The sequence below is a fragment of the Parabacteroides goldsteinii genome (genome assembly GCF_020091425.1).
Classification (GTDB): domain Bacteria; phylum Bacteroidota; class Bacteroidia; order Bacteroidales; family Tannerellaceae; genus Parabacteroides; species Parabacteroides goldsteinii.
In genome coordinates, this window is record NZ_CP081906.1 from 5480721 (window position 1) to 5499448 (window position 18728).

Genomic DNA, 18728 nt, shown 5'->3' on the forward strand with positions numbered 1-18728 from the left:
TTATTTTAGTTCATTTGTTTACTTCTTGGACGTTGAAAACACTGAAGTTACGTATATCCGGCTGTGCTACCGATTGAGAGATTGTCAGGCGCAAAGCCGAAGCCTCTACTGCCGGAAACTGTTCGATACGCTTGTGCCCTACCGATTCGCCTTCGCAAATGGTTTGCCATTTGCCGTTTACTCTGGCTTCTATTTTATATTGACGGATACGCTCACCGTTCCGGATGTTCTCCTGGATAATGCAATGATTGACCGGTTGCGCCTTATCCAGTTTCAGTGTCAGGCTTTTCTTTTGTCCGGAGGTAGAGGCAATCGGAGAGGAGAAGCGGCGATTTATCTCGTCGCCCCATTCTTTCAGTCGTTGTACGTCGCCCGGTGGGAGTAGGCCTGTTGTATCGGGTGTCAGACCGACAATCAGTGTTGCATTCCTTCCGACCGATTTATAATACATATTCATTAAAGATTCAACCGGGTAAACCGTATTCTCGTCATCCGGCTCCCAGAACCATTCATGCCGTCCGTTCATGCCTCGCAAGGGAGTGTCTGCCATAGCCGGAACCCAGTATTTTCCATCCTTGTCGCCTTGTTTCAACAGATCGTTATGGTTTCGGCTCCCTTCCGTATTATTACTGTGTGAGTAAGGGTAGGGGAAAGAAGACCAGCAGGGATAACCGACCGTCCCTGTCTCGGAACCGCCCCAGCGGAAGTCCGCCCGGTCTACGTTATGATAGAAAAGACATTCCGGCTGGTACTTGCTGACGATGGGCAATACGTCCGGCCCGTCGCCTTTCGGATCGTCTGCGCCACCGTCAAACCAGATCATAAACAAATCACCGTAGCGGCTGCAAAGTTCTTCAACCATGCGTTCGCAGAAATGCTTATACCATTGTTGACGGTTAGCGGCAAACTCTCCTTCTCCCTGTACCTTGAAATTATGAACGCCAAAAAGTGAGTTCCACCGGATACCGACATAGATTCCCGGCATTATATCGTATTTTCTACATGAATTGACAAAGTCGCGGATGATATCCCCTTTCCCGTCGCGCCATTTCACCGCTTTCAGGCAATACGGATTGACATCGCTCTGATAAATGGCAAAGCCTGTTTCATGCGTAGCTGTCAGGACGGCAAACTTGGCTCCGGCTGCTTTTGCCGCCTGTACCCACTGGTCCGTATTTAGTTGGGTGGGATTGAAGATATTGTAATCTTCTACTGGCTGGACGCGGTTGTTACCCTGGCCATATTTGATGCCGTCGAAGACATGGAGATCATAATGGAAGACGACACCTATTTCCGACTCGTGCCATTTCAACTGGTGAGGGGCCGGACGGGGGATATCCGCCTCTTGTCCCGTTGCCGGGAAAATACTTGCTATCAGTAAGATTGCCAGATAAAGATGTGTTTTCATGTGTATATAATTTACAGACAGTTCATAAACGGATCGTTGGTCTTCTTCAGCCAGTCTTTCAACTGGTTTGAAAACTGTTTAATCAGTGCCGGCTGATCGGGGGCTATGTTGTTTAGCTGGAATGGATCCTGCTCGCGGTCGAATAATATCCATTCGTCAGTGCGGCCGTTTGTGGCGTGTACTGCAAATGTATATTTTTTCGTCCGTAATCCCCTGTATCCGGTTGTTAAATTTTCAGGGAGAAGATAATAATAGGGCTGTACGATCTCCGGTGTATTCTCCGGTGAGAGGATAGAAGTGGACAGGTCGAAAGTCTGGACCTCTGCCGGTATCCGGTCTTTGAATCCCATTAATGACAAGAGGGAAGGATACAGGTCGGCGAAAGCGATCATCAGGGTAGAATCCCGGCGCGGCGCGATCTTTTCCGGCCAGCTAATCATCATCGGGATGCGCATGGCTTCTTCGTAATAAATATTCTTACCGATATGCTCGTGCATCCCCATGCTGTCGCCATGATCAGAAGTAAACACCACAATTGTATTGTCGAACAATCCCTGTTCTTTCAACTGGCGGATGATACGGCCGACCTGTTCGTCGACACCTGTCATACAGGCATAATAATCCAACACACTCTTGCGGTAGAAGTCTCCCATTTTTGTCCCTTTGGGGGCGATGATGGGGGAGTTGCATACTGTTTCGACATCTACGTCGCGGTAGATCTCTTTGTATTTGTCGGGAACCAGCTCATATCCGGTATGAGGCGGGTTCATGGATACGACTAGGGCAAAAGGCTTGCCTGCGTCGCGTAATTTATTATCTCGATTGGCGATATAGTCGATGGCCCGGTCGGTTTCATATTCCGGTCCCCATTGGTCGACGAAATAAAATTCGTCGCGCGAAGCATCCGTATCCCAGTACATGGGTTTCAGATGATAATCGTATGTGCCATAGGCGATCCAGTGGCTGAAACCGTGGCGGCGTTCTTTGGGACACCATTCATTCCAGGCTATTTTTCCTTTGTTGTTATTGGTTTCAATGTAGGGCTGATAGGGGGAGTCGAGATGCCATTTACCAATGTATCCCAACTCATATCCCTGGTCTTTCAGGACGTCGGACCAGCAACGGGCCGATTCGGGAAGTTCAACTCCGTAAGGGGCAGTATCGGAATTACAGTTGCCTGTTACCTTGCTGCTTACCGGATACATGCCAGTCATCAGCATGCCACGTGCCGGAGAAGATACCGGATAGCTGCTGACTGCATTGGTAAAGTTAACCCCTTCTGATGCCAATTGATCCAGATGAGGTGTTTTTACGGCCTCTTTACCCAGGCATCCTAAAGCATCTCCGCGCCATTGATCAGCCATAATAAAGATCAGGTTTGGAGAAGACTGTTTCTCTTGTGCTTGTATTCCCATTGCTAATATAGGAAATAGCAATAATGTGTGAGTGATAGTTTTTTTCATGGTGCAGTAAAGTTACATAATTATAGTGGAATACAATATCATTTTTGAAAGAACAAGACCTCCCGGAGAAAATAAGGAGGTCTTGTTTTATCATGAATAGATCATTAATCGCCTTCAGGAAGACTGCTGGTTTCTATCTTCCATCCCGGATTCTGATAAATTGTGGAGGAAGCATAATCAGTGGAACCCTCTGTCTCTGTTGTCAGTCGGAAATGGTCGAAGGCAATCGGGTTCAGATATTTGTTCTGATTCCAATTGTAACCGTTGTAAGCAATATTATTCGTATTGATACGATAAGGACGAAGATATTGGCTTTCTGATTTTGCAGATACGTTTGCATTTGTATTTCCGGATTCTATCAGATTAACGACCGAAAGAGTAACATCTGCAGCCGGAGTGGGAGTTGGTGTTGTATAACGTGCATAATTTTCACTCCATAAATCGAAACCTTCTACGTAATATCCCTGCATCATATCCAATGCACGCCAACGTTTCAGGTCATTCAGACGAAGTCCTTCGGCTGCAAACTCGATGCGGCGTTCGCGACGAATGTTATAGAGAGTCGTTGATACTAATTCAGAACCGGAATAACGGGCAAAATCCAATTCTTTACTTAAATCCGTTGCATTTATTGTTTTCTGATAGTCGGTATCCATATTGGCACGTGCACGAAGAGCTCTCCAATACTTTCCACTATTGGCATCCAGCGAACTGTTTAATTCGTAATCAGCTTCCATATAATTCAGATATGCTTCAGCAGCCCGGAATACGACACAAGCTGTGGTAGAAGGCAACGTCGGACCTTGTGCAGCATCTGTTGTCAGCCCCTTTTTTACCGAATAACCGGTAGGGCATTTGTTCTCATTCTGGCCCAGCACGATAGGAGCACGATAATAATAACCATATCCGTTCACAAGATATTCAATATTGCTTCCTCCCTCTGATAATAATTCACCTGGTAAGATGGTATTGTATCCTAAACGTGGGTCACGATCGGCTGCTACGGCTTCATAGGTCTTGTCACCTTGATAACCGGAGTTGTTTGCATAAATCGGTAATCCGTTTTCCATCAGGTAAGACTGCATCATACTGCGTGTCCATCCGGTATTTCCACCTCCGTTACGTTGTATATAGCCAACTACAAAATGGTTGACGGCAGGAGTAAGACTTGCATCATAGGCTCTCCATAATAATACCTCAGAAGTGCTACTTAACGATTGGCTGTTGAATAGGGACGGATAATCGCTGGATAACGAATATTTATCGGCAACTATTTGAGCAGCTTCTTTGGCTTCCGTCAGGAAGAATCTTATTTCAGAATCGATATCGATTGAAAAATCTTTCAGATAATCTTTGTTCGCTCCCGGCCATCCCGGACCACCCGGCACGCGTGCTGTCCCTTTGTGGTATTTTTCCCATGTACCTTCAAATAAGGCTACACGGCTTTTCAAAAGGGCGGCACAATCTTTAGTCAGCCGGTTGGTCATGGGCGGAGTTTCTTTCATGTAATAATAGGCCGAGTCCAAGTCTTGCAGGATGAAACGTGCCACTTCATTGCGCGGACGTCTTTTGCTTGCTTCCCTGACGGTCTCATAATCTTCTGTAATCCAGTTTTTCAATATAGGAAAGTCGCCAAGTGCAACTAGTTTGGTATAGTAGATATATGCACGGAAGAAATACATTTCTCCCAAATAATGTTTATTGTTGGCTTCTGTTCCGTTTAATTCCCCATTCTCCAGGCGGGGACGTACTTTGTCGATGAAATAGTTGACATTACGGATTTTTCCGAAATCCCAGGCTCCTCCGCTTTGCGCTACGCGGGTTTCTCCCTTCACAAATGAACTGTTGGGATTGCTTGCGGCCTGATTGTCGCTATTGTTGTCGGTGACGAATACCCCCATATTATATTGTCCGGGTGTATGGGAGGGAAGCTGATCGTAGAGATTAGCCGAATAAGCAGCCAAATCACTTTCTGTCAATAAATATTTGTCGGTGGGTACAGCGTCCAACGGTTCTTTGTCAAGAAAATCGTTACAGGAGCATAAAGCACCAACCAATGTTATGATGTATAATAGATTTTTTTTCATTGTTCTTACATTTTAAAGAGTGATATTTAAACCGAATGAAATAGTTTTAGATAGCGGGTATGTCTTACCATTGCTGAATCCGTTGGCAGCAGTTGCTTCGGGATCGAACATATCGGCTATGCCACTGATAGTGAAAAGATTTTCTGCACTAACATAAATACGTAGCTTTTGGATATTCGCTTTATTCATCCAGGCTCGGGGGAATGTATATCCTATTTGCAGGTTCTTCATACGCATATAAGCTCCGTTTTGTAAATAGCGTGTCTGAGTTTTTTTGTTTTTGTTTCCTTTATCACCCAGATATGCTTTGGGGTAGTAGGAATCGAGATTTGCTCCGAATACGGAAGCTGTGTTCTCCGGACGGAAATAGTCAAGATGTTCACTAAAACCAACCGATTGCCACTCTCCGCCATCAGCTCCCCAAAACATAGGACCGCCTAACCAAATGTCACGTTTCATGACTCCCTGGAAAAACATCTGTATGTCGAAACCTTTCCAGTCTGCTCCCAGGCTCAGGCCGAAGCGGAAGCGAGGCGTACTGTTACCGATTACTTTTAAGTCGCCATGATCTATAGCTGTACTGTTTCCACTGTCGACTACTTTGTCACCGTTCAGGTCGCGATACATAATGTCACCGGCTCCCCAGGCTGAACCGATTTTACTCTGGTCATTGTTGGCCAGCCATTCGGTCATTTGTTCGTCGGATTTAGCGATACCTTCCGTCTCGTATCCCCAGATTTCTCCGATCGTCATTCCGTCGTAATAAAGCGTATTTCCGTCTGCATCCCAGAGAGCTTTAGAAGCATTGGGGTATGAAATAACTTTAGCGCGATAATCTGAAAGATTGAATCCGGCATTGTAATTCACTTTTCCTATCTGGTCTCTCCAGTTCAGTTGTATTTCCCATCCTTTATTTTTCAGTTCGGCATTGTTTGTGTTCGGAAGAGAGGTTCCCAATATGGCACCCACTTCGGCTGCCGGTCCGACCATGTCTTTGGTTCTGCGGATAAAATACTCGGCAGTTGCATTCAAGCGGTTGTCCAGCATGCCGAGGTCGATCCCTATATTAGTATTGTAAATTTTCTCCCAGGTAAGTGTGCTGCTGACCATTCCCGGAACTCCTGCCGTTGTCGGTTTGCCGCCATTCATTAACCAGTTACCGCCATTAGCCGTTACGCTTTGTGTCAGATAGAACGGATAGTATGAGTCAGTATTCTGGTTTCCTAACATACCCCATGAAACACGCGGTTTCAACGTGTTGATGATGTTACTTATCGGTTCGAAGAACGATTCGCGTGCCACATTCCAGCCTAAAGAGAAAGAAGGGAACACATTCCAGCGCTGGTCTCTGAGGAAACGGGAAGAACCGTCGTAACGAACGTTCATTTCCACCATATACCGGTCCTTATATGAATAGTTGATACGTCCGAAGAATCCGGCAGTCGACCAGTCATTATATTTGGAACTGTTGATTTTATCCTCCCCAGTAGACGCACTGATTTCCGGAACAAGGCTACTGATCACATCGGGACGTTGGGCGCTTAATTCGCGATAGACATATTCTTCGGTATTCATACCAATCAATGCCTTAAAGTAATGATCTTTCAGCTGTAAAGTATAGTCGGTATAGACGCTTGTCGTATAGAAATTACTGTTCAGGTAAGCAGAGCGTGCGAACGAAGCTCCCGGAGAATAACTTCCGCTGAAAGCCAATGCCAGCGGGTTCCCGTTTACATCGTGTTCATAGATCGGATTCAAGTTCGTTTGCTTGTTCTGATTGATAATTCTCATGCCGGCTTCTGCGTAAATATTCCATCCTTTAAGCGGGTGGACAACGAGCTGTCCCTGCATATAGATATTATCGTTATGGGTCTTGGAGCGTCCGCCGTCTGCCAATTGGTTGAGTTTTCCGTTTCTCATATAATAACCGTTCGGGTCTTTAAAAGGCATCATAGGCCACATACGGGCGATGTCGTGGTAAAGCAGTCCGCCTTCTTCCAGATAAACGGGGTTATCGAGGTCAAAACGCACAAACTTTGTGTTGATATTGAAATCTACATATTTGTTTATTTGTGTATTGACTTTTGCAGTTGCATTGTAACGTTTATAATTATCTTCTCCGTAACGCAAGTTACCATTTTGGTTCAGATAACTTCCGGATGCGTAGTATTGTATCTTTTCCGTACCGCCGCTCAGACTGATATTATGTTCGTTCGACCATGCCCACTGGAAGTGCTTTTTCCACCAGTTTACATTATCATTGGCTTTTTCATGAAAATGCCAGTTGTTACCGTTGGCAATAGTCGTTGCTGCTAATTCTCCGGCCATGTATTTTTGTATGCGACCGATGGTCTCTTCGTCAAAAATGACACTACCTCCCTGATTGATAGATGCTTCATTGAAGAAATTGGCGAAGCGGTATGAATCGAGTTGATTGGGGAGGTTGGTCGGACCGGAATAACGGACGTTATTGTTGTAGTTTATTTGCATTTTCCCGGCTTTACCTTTTTTTGTTGTTATCATGATTACGCCGAACGCTGCCCGCGAACCATAGATAGAGGAAGAGGAGGCATCTTTCAATACAGAAATGTTTTCAAAATCTTCCGGATTCAGGTTGTTCATGTTTCCTTCCATGCCGTCGATCAGGATAAGTGGCTCGCCTTTGGAACCTTTACCGATCGTTCCCGTACCACGAATATTGACATTCATGTTCTGACCCAATTGTCCGCCCAGGTCGGCGGTGGATAAGTTTAATCCGGGAACTGCCCCTTGTAAAGACTGTGAAACGGAGGTTACCGGCCTGGATGCCAACACCTTCTTATCGACAGTCGCTACAGCTCCGGTCAGATTAACTTTCTTTTGGGTACCGAACCCAACTACTACTACTTCGTCCAGTGCCTGAGTATCTTCACTCAATTCTATTTTTAGACTGGATTGTCCGGTAAGTTTGATTTCCTGTGTAGTGTATCCTATGTAGGAGATCACCAGGATATCATCTTTCGAAGCGGTGATAGCGAATTTTCCGTCCAGGTCGGTAATGGTCCCGTTTGTTGTACCCTTTATTTGAATGGAAGCTCCGATAACGGGTTCATTCAGGTTCTTGTCAATGACAGTACCGCTAATGTTTTGCTGTTGCGCGTATATATGAAATATACTAACCATTAGCAGCACAATTAAAAAAGTGACTCTTTTCTTCATCCTTTTTAGTTTTAAGGTTGTTAATACTAATTTTATTAATCTTTGTAAGCAAAAGTATCTGGTCTGCCTGGAAGGGATAACGCGTGTTTTCTTCATTAACGATGGGTGTTTTCTTTATTTTTCTTGTTGAAAAACAGGATACTGGGTGTTTTATTCATGAATAGTCGGCAGATTGTTCATGCATTATATTTATGTTGTTTTTCTTTGTCTTGTTTAGAGGTAATATCCTCCTTTTTTTGTTTCTTTGTATATGTTTGAAATATCTAAATGAGGAGCTTTGTTAATTAGATGATGAGGAAATTTATTGCAGCTATACTATTCTCTATTTTTTATAGTTTTTCCGGTTATGCCTTTTTTGAAAAGGATATCAGGGTGCTTACCATGCAAAACGGACTGGCCGATAATACGGTCTTGTGTATTCATAAAGATATGGATGGTTTTATGTGGTTTGGCACAGATAATGGTTTGAGCCGTTATGATGGAAAAAATATAAAGAATTTCGGTTCGGATGGGCTTTATATGAAAGTTTCCAGTATCCATGAAACCGGAAATAATCTGCTTTGGTTGAATGTGAGCGGGCAACTCTTCTGTTTCGATCGCCGTATGGAGCGTTTTGTTTCTATTAATGAAAACGAGAAATTTACCGGAGTCCAAGATGAACTCTGTCTGTTTTATCTCCGCAATATGCTTAAAAGACGTGATAACATTCTTAACCAGCACTGATATATCAACTTCTGACAGTTTTAATTGCACCATTCCGGCTTCTATTTTTTGTACATAGAGTAATTGGTTTACCAGGGTAGATAATGAGGTAGCATTATTGTAAACCAATGATAACTTATCATATAGGGTTTGTGAAATACGTTCCGTCTGCAATAACTCCTGTAAAGGAGAAAGAATCAGTGTCAGAGGCGTACGAAGTTCATGAGAGACGTTCGTAAAGAAGTTACCGCGTTCCCGATTGATTTGCTTCTCTTTCTCACGCTCCAGATTGGCAACAAACAATTCATGCTTTAACCGTTCTTCATGCCTCAGACGTGCCTGTTCTCTTTTTAAACGACGCATCAGATAATATATAATAAAACCGATTGTGATAATAATTAGAAGACGGAACCAAATTGCCTCATACCAATGAGGCAGGATGTTGATATCCATGGATGTCAGGTAACCGCTAGAACCGTCTGCCATAATACTTTGTACCTCAAAAACATATTTTCCTTGAGGTAAGTTTGCATACGAAACCTTTTCACCTTCATTGATTGTCAACCAGTTCGATTGAGCCGGACTTAACCGGTAATTATATTTTTGCAGGTCGTCCGAGTATGTCAGATTACTGAACATCAATGAAAAGCTATTATTAGCAGCCTTTAATGTTAATCCGTGCGTATAGGGAATACCTTGTTTCAGAATGACTTGATTGTTTATCTTTTGCCCGATTTCAACCGGTTTATTATCTACTTCCAATTGAGTTATGACTACTTTGCCGGGAATAAAGTGGTCGTTCATTGCTTCATTCGGGAGGAAATAGGTTATGTTTTTATTATTCCCCCAAAACAGGAAATCCTTATAAAACATCACTGAACGGTTATTACCGGATATATAGTAATTATAGAACAGTTTCTGATGTCTGCTGTAGTTACAAACACTGGAAGCGGAACCCAACCAAATACGTCCTTCCGCATCTTCACAAATACAACCTATATAATTACTGCTTAACCCATTATGGGTTGTGTAAAAATTCTCGATTGAATCAGACTGAATATCCATTACTCCAAATCCGTCGGAATAACCGATATAGAGTTTTCCGTCTGAAGCGGCATAAAGGGAGCGTATATCCCTGACTGGAACATTGGCTGTTTTTTCATAGTCCGATCGAATAGGCTGACCATTCAAAGAACACTTTACTAAGCCGTATGACAATCCTAACAAGAGGTATTTACCGGGTACTTCTACCATTGCACGTATGGTTCCGGAACCGACAGGGTAATAGGTAAAATCTTTTGTCTGGCGATCAAACAACAATAACCCGTTAGTGGTTCCCACCCATAAACGATTTTGATTATCAATCAATAAAGACCAGATGGAACCGGACCATTCAGGTTTGTTTTTAATGCGGACAGGATAAACGGTAAAGGTTTTATTTTCGGAATCATACTGAATTAGTTCGGACTGGCCGTTTCCGAACCACAAGTTTCCTTTTTTATCGTTGAGCACACATAAAACAGTATTGCTCGAGCCGGCAGGGACCGATTCAAACTCCAAACGGCTTTGAGGATTAAAAGGTTCCGTACTTCTCAAAATACCCTTATGGAAAGTGGCAAGCCAGATATATTCATTCTTATCCGTCGCCATTTCACATATTTCATTATGCGTTTCCTGATGAAAGCGCTGATAAAATTGTTTCCTCAAATCGGAGGCATACACTCCTCCGCCTTGTGTTCCGATCCAGATGATACCTTCCGTATCGTAATAAGCGGAGATCATCCGGGTCTCCAGGTTACGATGAAGTTGAGACGCCGTGTTGTTATAGACCTCTGTTGTATAACGGGTAGGTTCTTCTTTATCAGGAATAAAAACTGTGTAACCATTCCATGTAGCAGCTAAATACCGTCCGTCTCCCAAAGAAACTACCTGGTAAATATCTCCGTGGGAAAGAGTTTTTTTCGTATCCTCCGGTTTATAGCTATATTGAGTATAGACACCTGTTTTCGGATTGTAACAGATCGCTCCGTTGGCCCAGGTTCCAATCCAGACAGAATCGTCGGAATAGAGAAGGCGATGAACATGAATTTTATTGACTCTCGGTAAATCGCCCCGGCTTGTCATTTGATGTTTTTGGGGATCGAAAGTGACTATATTTCCCCAATCGGTCGCAATATAAATAATTCCATCAGGGGATTGGCACATAGCCATATAGTTTGTATTGTTTCCGGCCAGACCAGTAAACTCCATTTCTACTTTTAAGTCCACTTTGTCTATATTCCCCATTTTATCCATTTGATAAGCGATTGAAATAAGCGAAAGTACATCAGTGGATATCATCCAAAAAGTCGTATCATTTTGCATGAGTACATCTTGGACTTTGGCATTCAATCTCTTTATCTTTGGATTGATATCTCAAAAATAGAATCAGCCTTGAAGAACCTCCTTTCGAATGCGCTCAAATATACCCCGAAGGGCGGAAAGATAAGGGTTACGATCGCGGAGAAGGAGGTAGACGGGAAAATGTTCTGTTTATTATCCGTTGCAGACAATGGACCCGGCATCGCTGAAAATTTGCAGGGACGCATCTTTGAATCCTTTATAACGGGCGAAAATGATCCCTCATTTTCTACCAAGGTGGGTATCGGCCTGCGTATCGTTAAAAACACGATGGATCTCCATCATGGGAAAGTCTTGCTGAACAGTGCTCCCGGCAAAGGCTCCGAGTTTATCCTTTACCTTCCGTTAGGACGCGAGCATTTTAAAGAAGATGTATATCAACTGGTTGAGGATACCTGTGATGAACAGAAGGAGGAAGCATTCATTGCCCCGGAAAAGGTTCGTGAAGAGGCATCCCACGAATCAGGCAAGAAATTGCTGGTCATTGAAGATAACGATGAGATAAGACATTATATCTATACGCTATTTGAGAAGAAATACCGTGTCCTGGAAGCCCGGGACGGTGAAGAGGGCATGCGGACCGCCCGTGAAGAGATCCCTGACCTGATCATTTCGGATATAATGATGCCGGTCAAAGACGGCTTTACCTGTTGCCAGGAGATCAGGCAGGAGTTGCAGACGGCCCATATCCCGATCATCATGCTGACGGCCAAAGCCGAAGAGGAGGATTTGCTGAAAAGTACCCGGATCGGTGTGGACGACTATATCATGAAGCCTTTCAACCCCGAAGTACTCAAAGCCAAGGCAGAGAACCTGATCCGCATGCGTGAGCAGTTGAAACGCATCTATACGAAAACCCTGATGCTGAAACATACGGTAGAGAAGCCGGAGGAAGAAGAACAAGCCGGTCTTTTCATGCAGCAGGTGATCAGTATTGTCGAAGCCAACCTGACGAACCCGGACTTCAGTGCCAAAAGTCTGGCAAGCCTGTTGAATCTCAGCCAGCCTACCTTATACCGGAAGATGAAGCAGCAGAGTAACTTGTCGATTATCGAAGTGATCCGCAGCATCCGTATCAGCAAGGCTGCTTCCCTGATCATGCAGAAAAAGTATTCTGTTCAGGAGGTGGCCGAAATGGTCGGTTATAACGATATAAATACATTCCGCAAGCACTTCACGAATCAGTTTGGTGTATCGCCTTCCCGTTATAATGCTTTATAGTCTCCGTTACCCTTGGGGTAGAGCTAGTTACCAGGGAGAGACTGTCGTTAACCCGGCGTATCGTTTCCCTTACCATTGCATTCCCTTTGCATATCACAGCTGTGAAACAAAAGAAATCCATCTGTGAAACAAACGGAATCCAACTGTGATATGAAAGGAATGCAGTTGTGATAAGCAATAGAAAGATTAAAAAAAGAATTATTGCCAATGGATATTGACTATTATGGAATAAATCTTATTTTTGTATGATATTGGAGTAAATGGAGAGAGCCTTCTTTAGATTTCCTAGGAGATGAGTAATATAAGTTTCAGCGATATATATACAAACTACTACAAACGTTCGTTTTTGTTTGTGAAGTCATATGTCAGGGATGATATGGCGGCAGAGGATATTGTATCTGAATCTTTGATTAATTTGTGGGAGACCAGTAAGAAGGAGAAAGTTGAATATCCACTGGCACTGCTTGTCCAGATGTTGAAAAACGGTTCCCTGAACTATTTGAAGCATCAGGACGTGAAACAGGCTGTCTCTGAATCCATCTCTTCTAAGATGGACCGTGACCTGTATTATCGTATCTCGACTTTACAGGCTTGTGACCTGGAAGAAATATTCTCGTCTGAAATAACCCGTATCGTCAATGATACCTTACAGGCTTTGCCCGAACAGACCCGCCGCGTTTTTGAAATGAGCCGTTATGAATGCCGTACGGTCAAGGAAATATCGGAAGAATTGTCTATAAGCCCAAAAGGGGTCGAATACCATATTACCAGATCGTTAAAGGTTTTGAGGGTGGCTTTGAAAGATTATCTGCCTGTTTTCTATCTCTTGTTTCTAAGATAACAGATTGTTGTTATCTGACAGTATATATCCGATAAAACAATCTGTTAACTCAACCATTCTGCTACTATCTTACCAGCGGAAATTCAGAAATCCTGAGAGTCGTACATCCGAAAGGAATGAGTGTGATCTCTTCTACAGGCTGTTTGCTTCTCCCTGTAGAGAAAGGTAACGGACCGGCCATTTCGTTATACAATTGCCAGGAAGTTATTTCTTTCGCTTTTACTTTGATAAGGATGGGGGCATTCTCTACATTCCAGAAATAATTGCCGGCCTGCTTGCTCTTGTCGATCGTTACCTGGAAATTCTCCTGCATATTATCAGGATCGAAAGCCACTATGCCATAATTCCATTTGGTTGGTGAAGTCACTTCATAATAAGATTTTCCGAACTGGGTAACTTCATCTCCCTTAAATTCCTTCTTTTCCCATTTCTCATCCATTTTCAGGGCATATACCAATGGTCCGCGTTCAACGGCAACAGAGTTCTCATACCATTTGCTTGTTGAAACCTCCATGGGCAAATGTAAAAGAACCTGGTCTCCACTTTTCCATGTCCGCCGGATGATAGCCAAGCTGTTTCCTTTTGCCGTTGATTCCGGGACACCGTTGACTGTCACGGTTGCTTCCTTGCACCATCCGGGAATGCGCAAATGGAGCGGAAATGCTATTTCTTTCGTTTTGTCGAGTAGCCGGATTGTCAGTTGGATTTTATCGTCCATCGGGTAACTGGTTTCTTCCGTAATTTTAATTTTACAGCCGTTACCCACTTTGGCCGTTACTTCCGAAGGCGAGTAGGCCAATGCGGCAATACCGTTATCCGGGGTTGCATACCAAAGACTTTGGGTGAACTTGGGCCATCCCTGGTGCATATTGGAGAAACAGCATGGATATCCGGTCCGTGTCCCGTATATAATATCTGTTTCTGCATGGTTGGCATCTTCATAGAAATTGTGGGCGTGGCGGGTTATCATGACCTGGTTGGCTTGCTGGAAATATTGTTTGTCCATAAAATCATCTGTGACCTGGGTCGGGAGGGCATTGAAGGCGATCCGTTCCAGATGATCCGTAAAAGCCAGGTCCCCTGTTATTTCCATAATCTTTTCCAGTGAATACATTAATTCGACGGCGGAACACAGTTCGGAACCTTGCGTAGGATTATTACCGTGCAATCCTTCGTCTCCGCCATACATCCCCTGTGGTTGGCCGTTGTATTGCCGGATATCGGCAAATCCTTTCTTTACGGCATCCAGGTATTTTTTGTCAGGATGTTGTTGATAGTAAATAACCGGCTCTTTGATACCTTGGGCCAGATTGACACAATGGATGGTGTTGAAGCGGGTCAGGTCATCCCGGTTGAGGAACATGTCGACGAAGTCATAGCTCTGTTTATGTAATAAATGACCTAAATCGAGCAGGAAGGCATCTCCGGTTATATTGTAAAGCCAGTATACGGCCTGGAGATTGTCGCAGGCACGGTATTCAGCCCAAAAAGTCCAGTTTCCCAACGGGGTGGACGGAAGAGTTTCCAGCTGGTAGCGGAAATACCGGGTCATAAAGTCTGTCACCCGTTTATCTCCGGTTGCCGAATAATATTGCTGCATGATCTTCAACAGAACCATCCGGGGCCACCAGTCGGCAGAGTTGTCCCGTTGAAGTCCGGGTTCCGGCGCATAGTCTTTGGCCGGTCCGAAGAAACCGTCTTCACGCTGGCTCTTCAAAGCCCATTCTATCCAGGGTTGTACCTTTTGTTTCAGTTCTCTATCATCAAGGATATAAGCCAGGGGCAGCAATCCGTCTATCCAGTAAGGACCTCTTTCCCATTGGTCGCCGTCGCCTCCCAGCCATCCGTTACGTGCTCCCATTACTTCCGGATACAGGATATCCATCTGGCTGGATGCCCCTTTTTTCTGCCGTTCAAGCATTTCAAGGAGCCAGCCTTTAGGTTTGATGCTGCCCAAAGGTAGTTCTATATAAGGTTTTCTTACAAGCGGATAGCGGTTATTGGGGTAATCCGGATTATCGGCCTTCCCTGGAAAGGGAAGGCTATTCAATGCTGCTGCAATTAATAAGGATAGAATGATTTTATGTTTCATGACTCATTGTTTGTTTATTTTTCAATTGAAAGGGTTACCGGTCCCATAAGGCCGCTTTCTCTCAAGGGTTCGTTCTTATCCGGCCATCTTAACACCCATGTCTTCCGGTTACTTTCCGGTTGTCCTGCGTCATAGACAAGACGGTTGAACCAGGTACTGGTTACTTTTACCTGAAGTGTGTTTTTTCCGGGACGAACGGCTTTTGTTACATCGGCTTTGTAAGGTGTGGTCCAGACTGTCCGGACAGGTTTGCCGTTGATGATTATTTCCGCAATCATATCCACTCTTCCCAGATCAAGAATAAACCGGTTGCCGGATGTATTATCGATATTGAAGGTCGAAGAATATTCGACTGTTCCGGAAAATGCTTTCGCTTCTGTTGAAGTATCCAGATCTTTCCACGGTTTCAGTTCAGATATCTGAAGAGATGCAGGTGCTCCCCAACCGTCCGGGAATTTGAGTTCCCATGGCTGGCTGAGAGGAATCGTTGTTATGACTTGCTTTTCCACAGCACTTTTTGCAGGTATTTCGGGGTTGTCTTTGCGGAATACGACAAAATAAGATCCGGCCTGGGGTAAACTGATCTTTACAGATGTCCGGTCTCCCTTTTTTTCATATATGGCAGGAATAACATTTCCTGTCAGAGGGTCCCATATCTCGGCATGTCCGCTATTCCGGAAATCCAGCTCTCCCTGAAAACTTTTGTCTTTCGGTACTGTAACAAAATACCAGTCGGCATTCTCTGTCTTCCTGTGCAGCCACAGGGAACCCGAACCTTTTACATCCGGGGCAATATCCAGTTGTTCCAAAGCATCAGCCAAAGTTATACCGGAAATGATACGGCCTTTTCCTATCTGCCGGATACCTGTTTCCGACGTATTTCCCCATATTTTCTTTATGGTCCTGTCGAATCTTTTCTGTGCATCTTTTCCTCCTGAAAGTGTGGCAAGTCCGGATGGTGCTTCTCCGACGACAGTCGCTCCTTCATAAATGAGTTCATATAATTTTTCGACTGTTTCCGGGCGCATGCGCGGTACCTCCGGTAGCCAGAGGAGACGGTAACGTAAACCTTCCGGAGTCACCAGGTCACCGTTGTTTACGGAAAGCCGGTTCAACAGCACATCCGGATTGCAATAGTCATATTTGAATCCTTCCGGGAACGGTGCTTTCTGGTCTGGTTTATGATCGGTCTCGTCTCCCAGATACCAAAGCACATCGGAGACTGGTTTCCCTCTTTCCAACAGATAGTTGCATCGGGCTAAATAAGTCGTAAACTCAGGCATGTATTTCCACCAGGTCTGTCCGCGTAAGAACGGTGTACCGATGCCTGCTCCGGAGAAAGAAGTTCCGGGAGGGGGAAAACCTACTTGCGGATTATGTGTATATGTATGGAATACCAGGTGGGTAACTCCTTCCGTAGAATTGACATTGGCTACTTCTTTCAGCATTTGCCAATGTTCGTCCCAGGTATGGCTAAAGGAAGTGAATGCTTCTGCCGCAACGCGGGGTTTCCCATATATGCGGGCTGCGGAGGCCGCCGGTTTGATCGGTTTGAAATTGATTGAACCTACGAAATTCTCCGTCATAGGTTGCCAGAACTCGCACATAGGGACATCGGCAAATTTGTAATATTCCAGGATATCCGTGGGGAAGCCGTCACCGGCACTGGTCTCGTATGTCAGGGAGAGATTATTCTCTTTGGCCAGCCTGGCTATATTCCCATAAAAGTTATTGACAAAAAGAGTATTGAGAACCCTGCGCCAATCGCATAAAAAGCGAAAAGTGGTTTCTTGATCTTCCACTATATAGCCGAAGAGTGCCGGAATCCATTTTTTCAGCGGATAACCTGTGATTTGTTCAAACTCTTTGTCGAGTCCGGCTGTCCAGGTCTGTGTGTAACACTCCCAGCTATCCATTAACAAGCCATTGAGCAACCCTCCGGCCAAAGGACCGTTTTCTCCTGAGAGCCGTCCGATATATCCGGCGAACTGTGCATTGGAACCTTCTACGGAGAGTTTGTTGCATTCCCATCCTGTACCTTCCGGTGGTGCTGGAGAATTACGTCGTCCGGTATTCACATGGCCGATGCGTAAAACAGTCCATTTTCCTTTCGGTGCTTTCCATGTCAAGTTGCCTTGTGCATCCATAAAGGTGGTTATATCTTTGATTTGTTTCGTATTCAGGTAGGTTTCCGGGTCGTGCTGTTTCAGATCGCCTGTCCGTTCGATGCTTCTTGATACCCATGCGGCTTGTGACTCCCAGCTGTTTTTGCGGGCAGCAGTGAATAAACGTAACGATTTAAGGACGATATTGTGTTGATTAATGAGGGTGATACGGTATTTCTTTGCCCCTTTTGTCTCTGCACAGGCTAAAGAGATAGGGTAATTATCTTGTGTATTGCTCTGGGGAAGGTCTGTGTTCAGTACTTCCCGGGTTGTTCCGTCAGGCAAACAGGCCTCCAGCTTCACACGCATATCAGGTTCAAAGCACCACGGGTGGTTCATTTCGTTACTGGAAGGAAGTTCCAGTGTACGGATAATCTCGTTTTCCGGGAATTCGACTTCGATCCAGTACGGGTTCTCGGTAGTAGTTGCGGTGAGCTGTATCGGGTTTTCACTTTTTCCCTGCCATAAATGTTCCCATGCCGCCTCTTTATTGCTTTTGAACGAGACTGGTATCAATGGCTTTCCGTCATCATCCACGGGCGTTGGGAATGCTATTACCATTAAGTCTTCATAATCCCTCCAATCTTCTTCACTGGGCTGGGGGAGAGGTAACTTTTGCATTATCTCATCCGAGTTCCCCTCTATGTCCGTGCGGCTCCAGGCCAGATGGCGCATGGCATTAGACGGTTTTATCCAGGGACCGCCCGCCATTGCCCATCCCGGGCAATTCTGCATGGTGAACCGTAACCCTAAACGCCGGCATTCTTCTGCCGTATGTTTCACCATTCCATCCCATAGCGGACTAAGGCAGGCTATTTGCGGGTCGACCCCCGGCCAGGGCCCGCCGAACTGTCCGTGAAACAGATGTATCCCGGAGAATCCGGCATCCGCAATCGCTTCCAGGTCAGCAGTAATACCTTTGATGGATACGTTACCCCCGATGTAGTGGAACCAGGTTTCGGGGTAGAAGACTTTGGGCGGATGTGAAAATGTTTTTTTATCTCCTTCATCGAATGGTTGGTTCAATTCACTCAGGGAAGGTGCAACAGGTGCCTGAGCTATCAAATGTCCGAGGGATAGAAGTGAAAAAGCAATATATAATAGATATTGTTTTGAAATTAGTCTGTTCATATTTCAGTAAGATTAATTGC

Annotated in this window: 9 protein-coding genes and 1 pseudogene; 3 read left to right on the forward strand and 7 right to left on the reverse strand. The window is 44.7% G+C overall.

The window, feature by feature from the left end; genetic code table 11:
- Nucleotides 1–10: 10 nt before the first annotated feature.
- The 4 genes from K6V26_RS22805 to K6V26_RS22820 all read right to left on the reverse strand — a co-directional run bounded on the left by K6V26_RS22805 (nucleotide 11) and on the right by K6V26_RS22820 (nucleotide 8156).
- Nucleotides 11–1408, reverse strand: coding sequence for an alpha-L-fucosidase (locus K6V26_RS22805; protein ID WP_224263961.1), 1398 nt, complete (start codon nucleotides 1406–1408; stop codon nucleotides 11–13).
- Between the two features lie 11 nt (nucleotides 1409–1419).
- Nucleotides 1420–2871 carry a sulfatase family protein gene (locus tag K6V26_RS22810; RefSeq protein ID WP_224263962.1) on the reverse strand — a complete coding sequence of 484 codons (1452 nt, stop codon included), beginning with the start codon at nucleotides 2869–2871 and terminating at the stop codon, nucleotides 1420–1422.
- 104 nt (nucleotides 2872–2975) lie between these two features.
- Nucleotides 2976–4958 (reverse strand): RagB/SusD family nutrient uptake outer membrane protein, encoded by a 1983-nt coding sequence (locus tag K6V26_RS22815; RefSeq protein WP_224263963.1) that lies wholly within the window; start codon nucleotides 4956–4958, stop codon nucleotides 2976–2978.
- 12 nt (nucleotides 4959–4970) lie between these two features.
- Nucleotides 4971–8156: a SusC/RagA family TonB-linked outer membrane protein gene (locus tag K6V26_RS22820; RefSeq protein WP_224263964.1), complete on the reverse strand. Its 3186-nt coding sequence runs from the start codon at nucleotides 8154–8156 to the stop codon at nucleotides 4971–4973.
- 381 nt (nucleotides 8157–8537) lie between these two features.
- On the opposite strand from K6V26_RS22820, the gene K6V26_RS28750 reads away from it, so the two are divergent.
- Nucleotides 8538–8879 (forward strand): two-component regulator propeller domain-containing protein, encoded by a 342-nt coding sequence (locus tag K6V26_RS28750; RefSeq protein WP_224265870.1) that lies wholly within the window; start codon nucleotides 8538–8540, stop codon nucleotides 8877–8879.
- 93 nt (nucleotides 8880–8972) lie between these two features.
- On the opposite strand, the pseudogene K6V26_RS22830 reads toward K6V26_RS28750, so the two are convergent.
- Nucleotides 8973–11222, reverse strand: a pseudogene (locus K6V26_RS22830) (ligand-binding sensor domain-containing protein); the annotation flags it as partial.
- Between the two features lie 69 nt (nucleotides 11223–11291).
- Here K6V26_RS22830 and K6V26_RS22835 point away from each other — a divergent pair.
- Both K6V26_RS22835 and K6V26_RS22840 read left to right on the forward strand, forming a co-directional pair.
- Nucleotides 11292–12479, forward strand: a complete 1188-nt coding sequence (locus K6V26_RS22835) for a response regulator (RefSeq protein ID WP_394373101.1) — start codon at nucleotides 11292–11294, stop codon at nucleotides 12477–12479.
- A 292-nt stretch (nucleotides 12480–12771) separates the two neighbouring features.
- Nucleotides 12772–13320 (forward strand): RNA polymerase sigma-70 factor, encoded by a 549-nt coding sequence (locus K6V26_RS22840; RefSeq protein ID WP_009860425.1) that lies wholly within the window; start codon nucleotides 12772–12774, stop codon nucleotides 13318–13320.
- Between the two features lie 64 nt (nucleotides 13321–13384).
- Here K6V26_RS22840 and K6V26_RS22845 read toward each other — a convergent pair whose 3' ends face one another.
- On the reverse strand, nucleotides 13385–15412 hold the full coding sequence (locus K6V26_RS22845; RefSeq protein WP_224263965.1) for a beta-L-arabinofuranosidase domain-containing protein: 2028 nt from the start codon (nucleotides 15410–15412) through the stop codon (nucleotides 13385–13387).
- A gap of 14 nt (nucleotides 15413–15426) precedes the next feature.
- A complete protein-coding gene (locus tag K6V26_RS22850) occupies nucleotides 15427–18708 on the reverse strand; it encodes a glycosyl hydrolase (protein WP_224263966.1) in 3282 nt (1093 codons plus the stop codon).
- Nucleotides 18709–18728 lie beyond the last annotated feature (20 nt).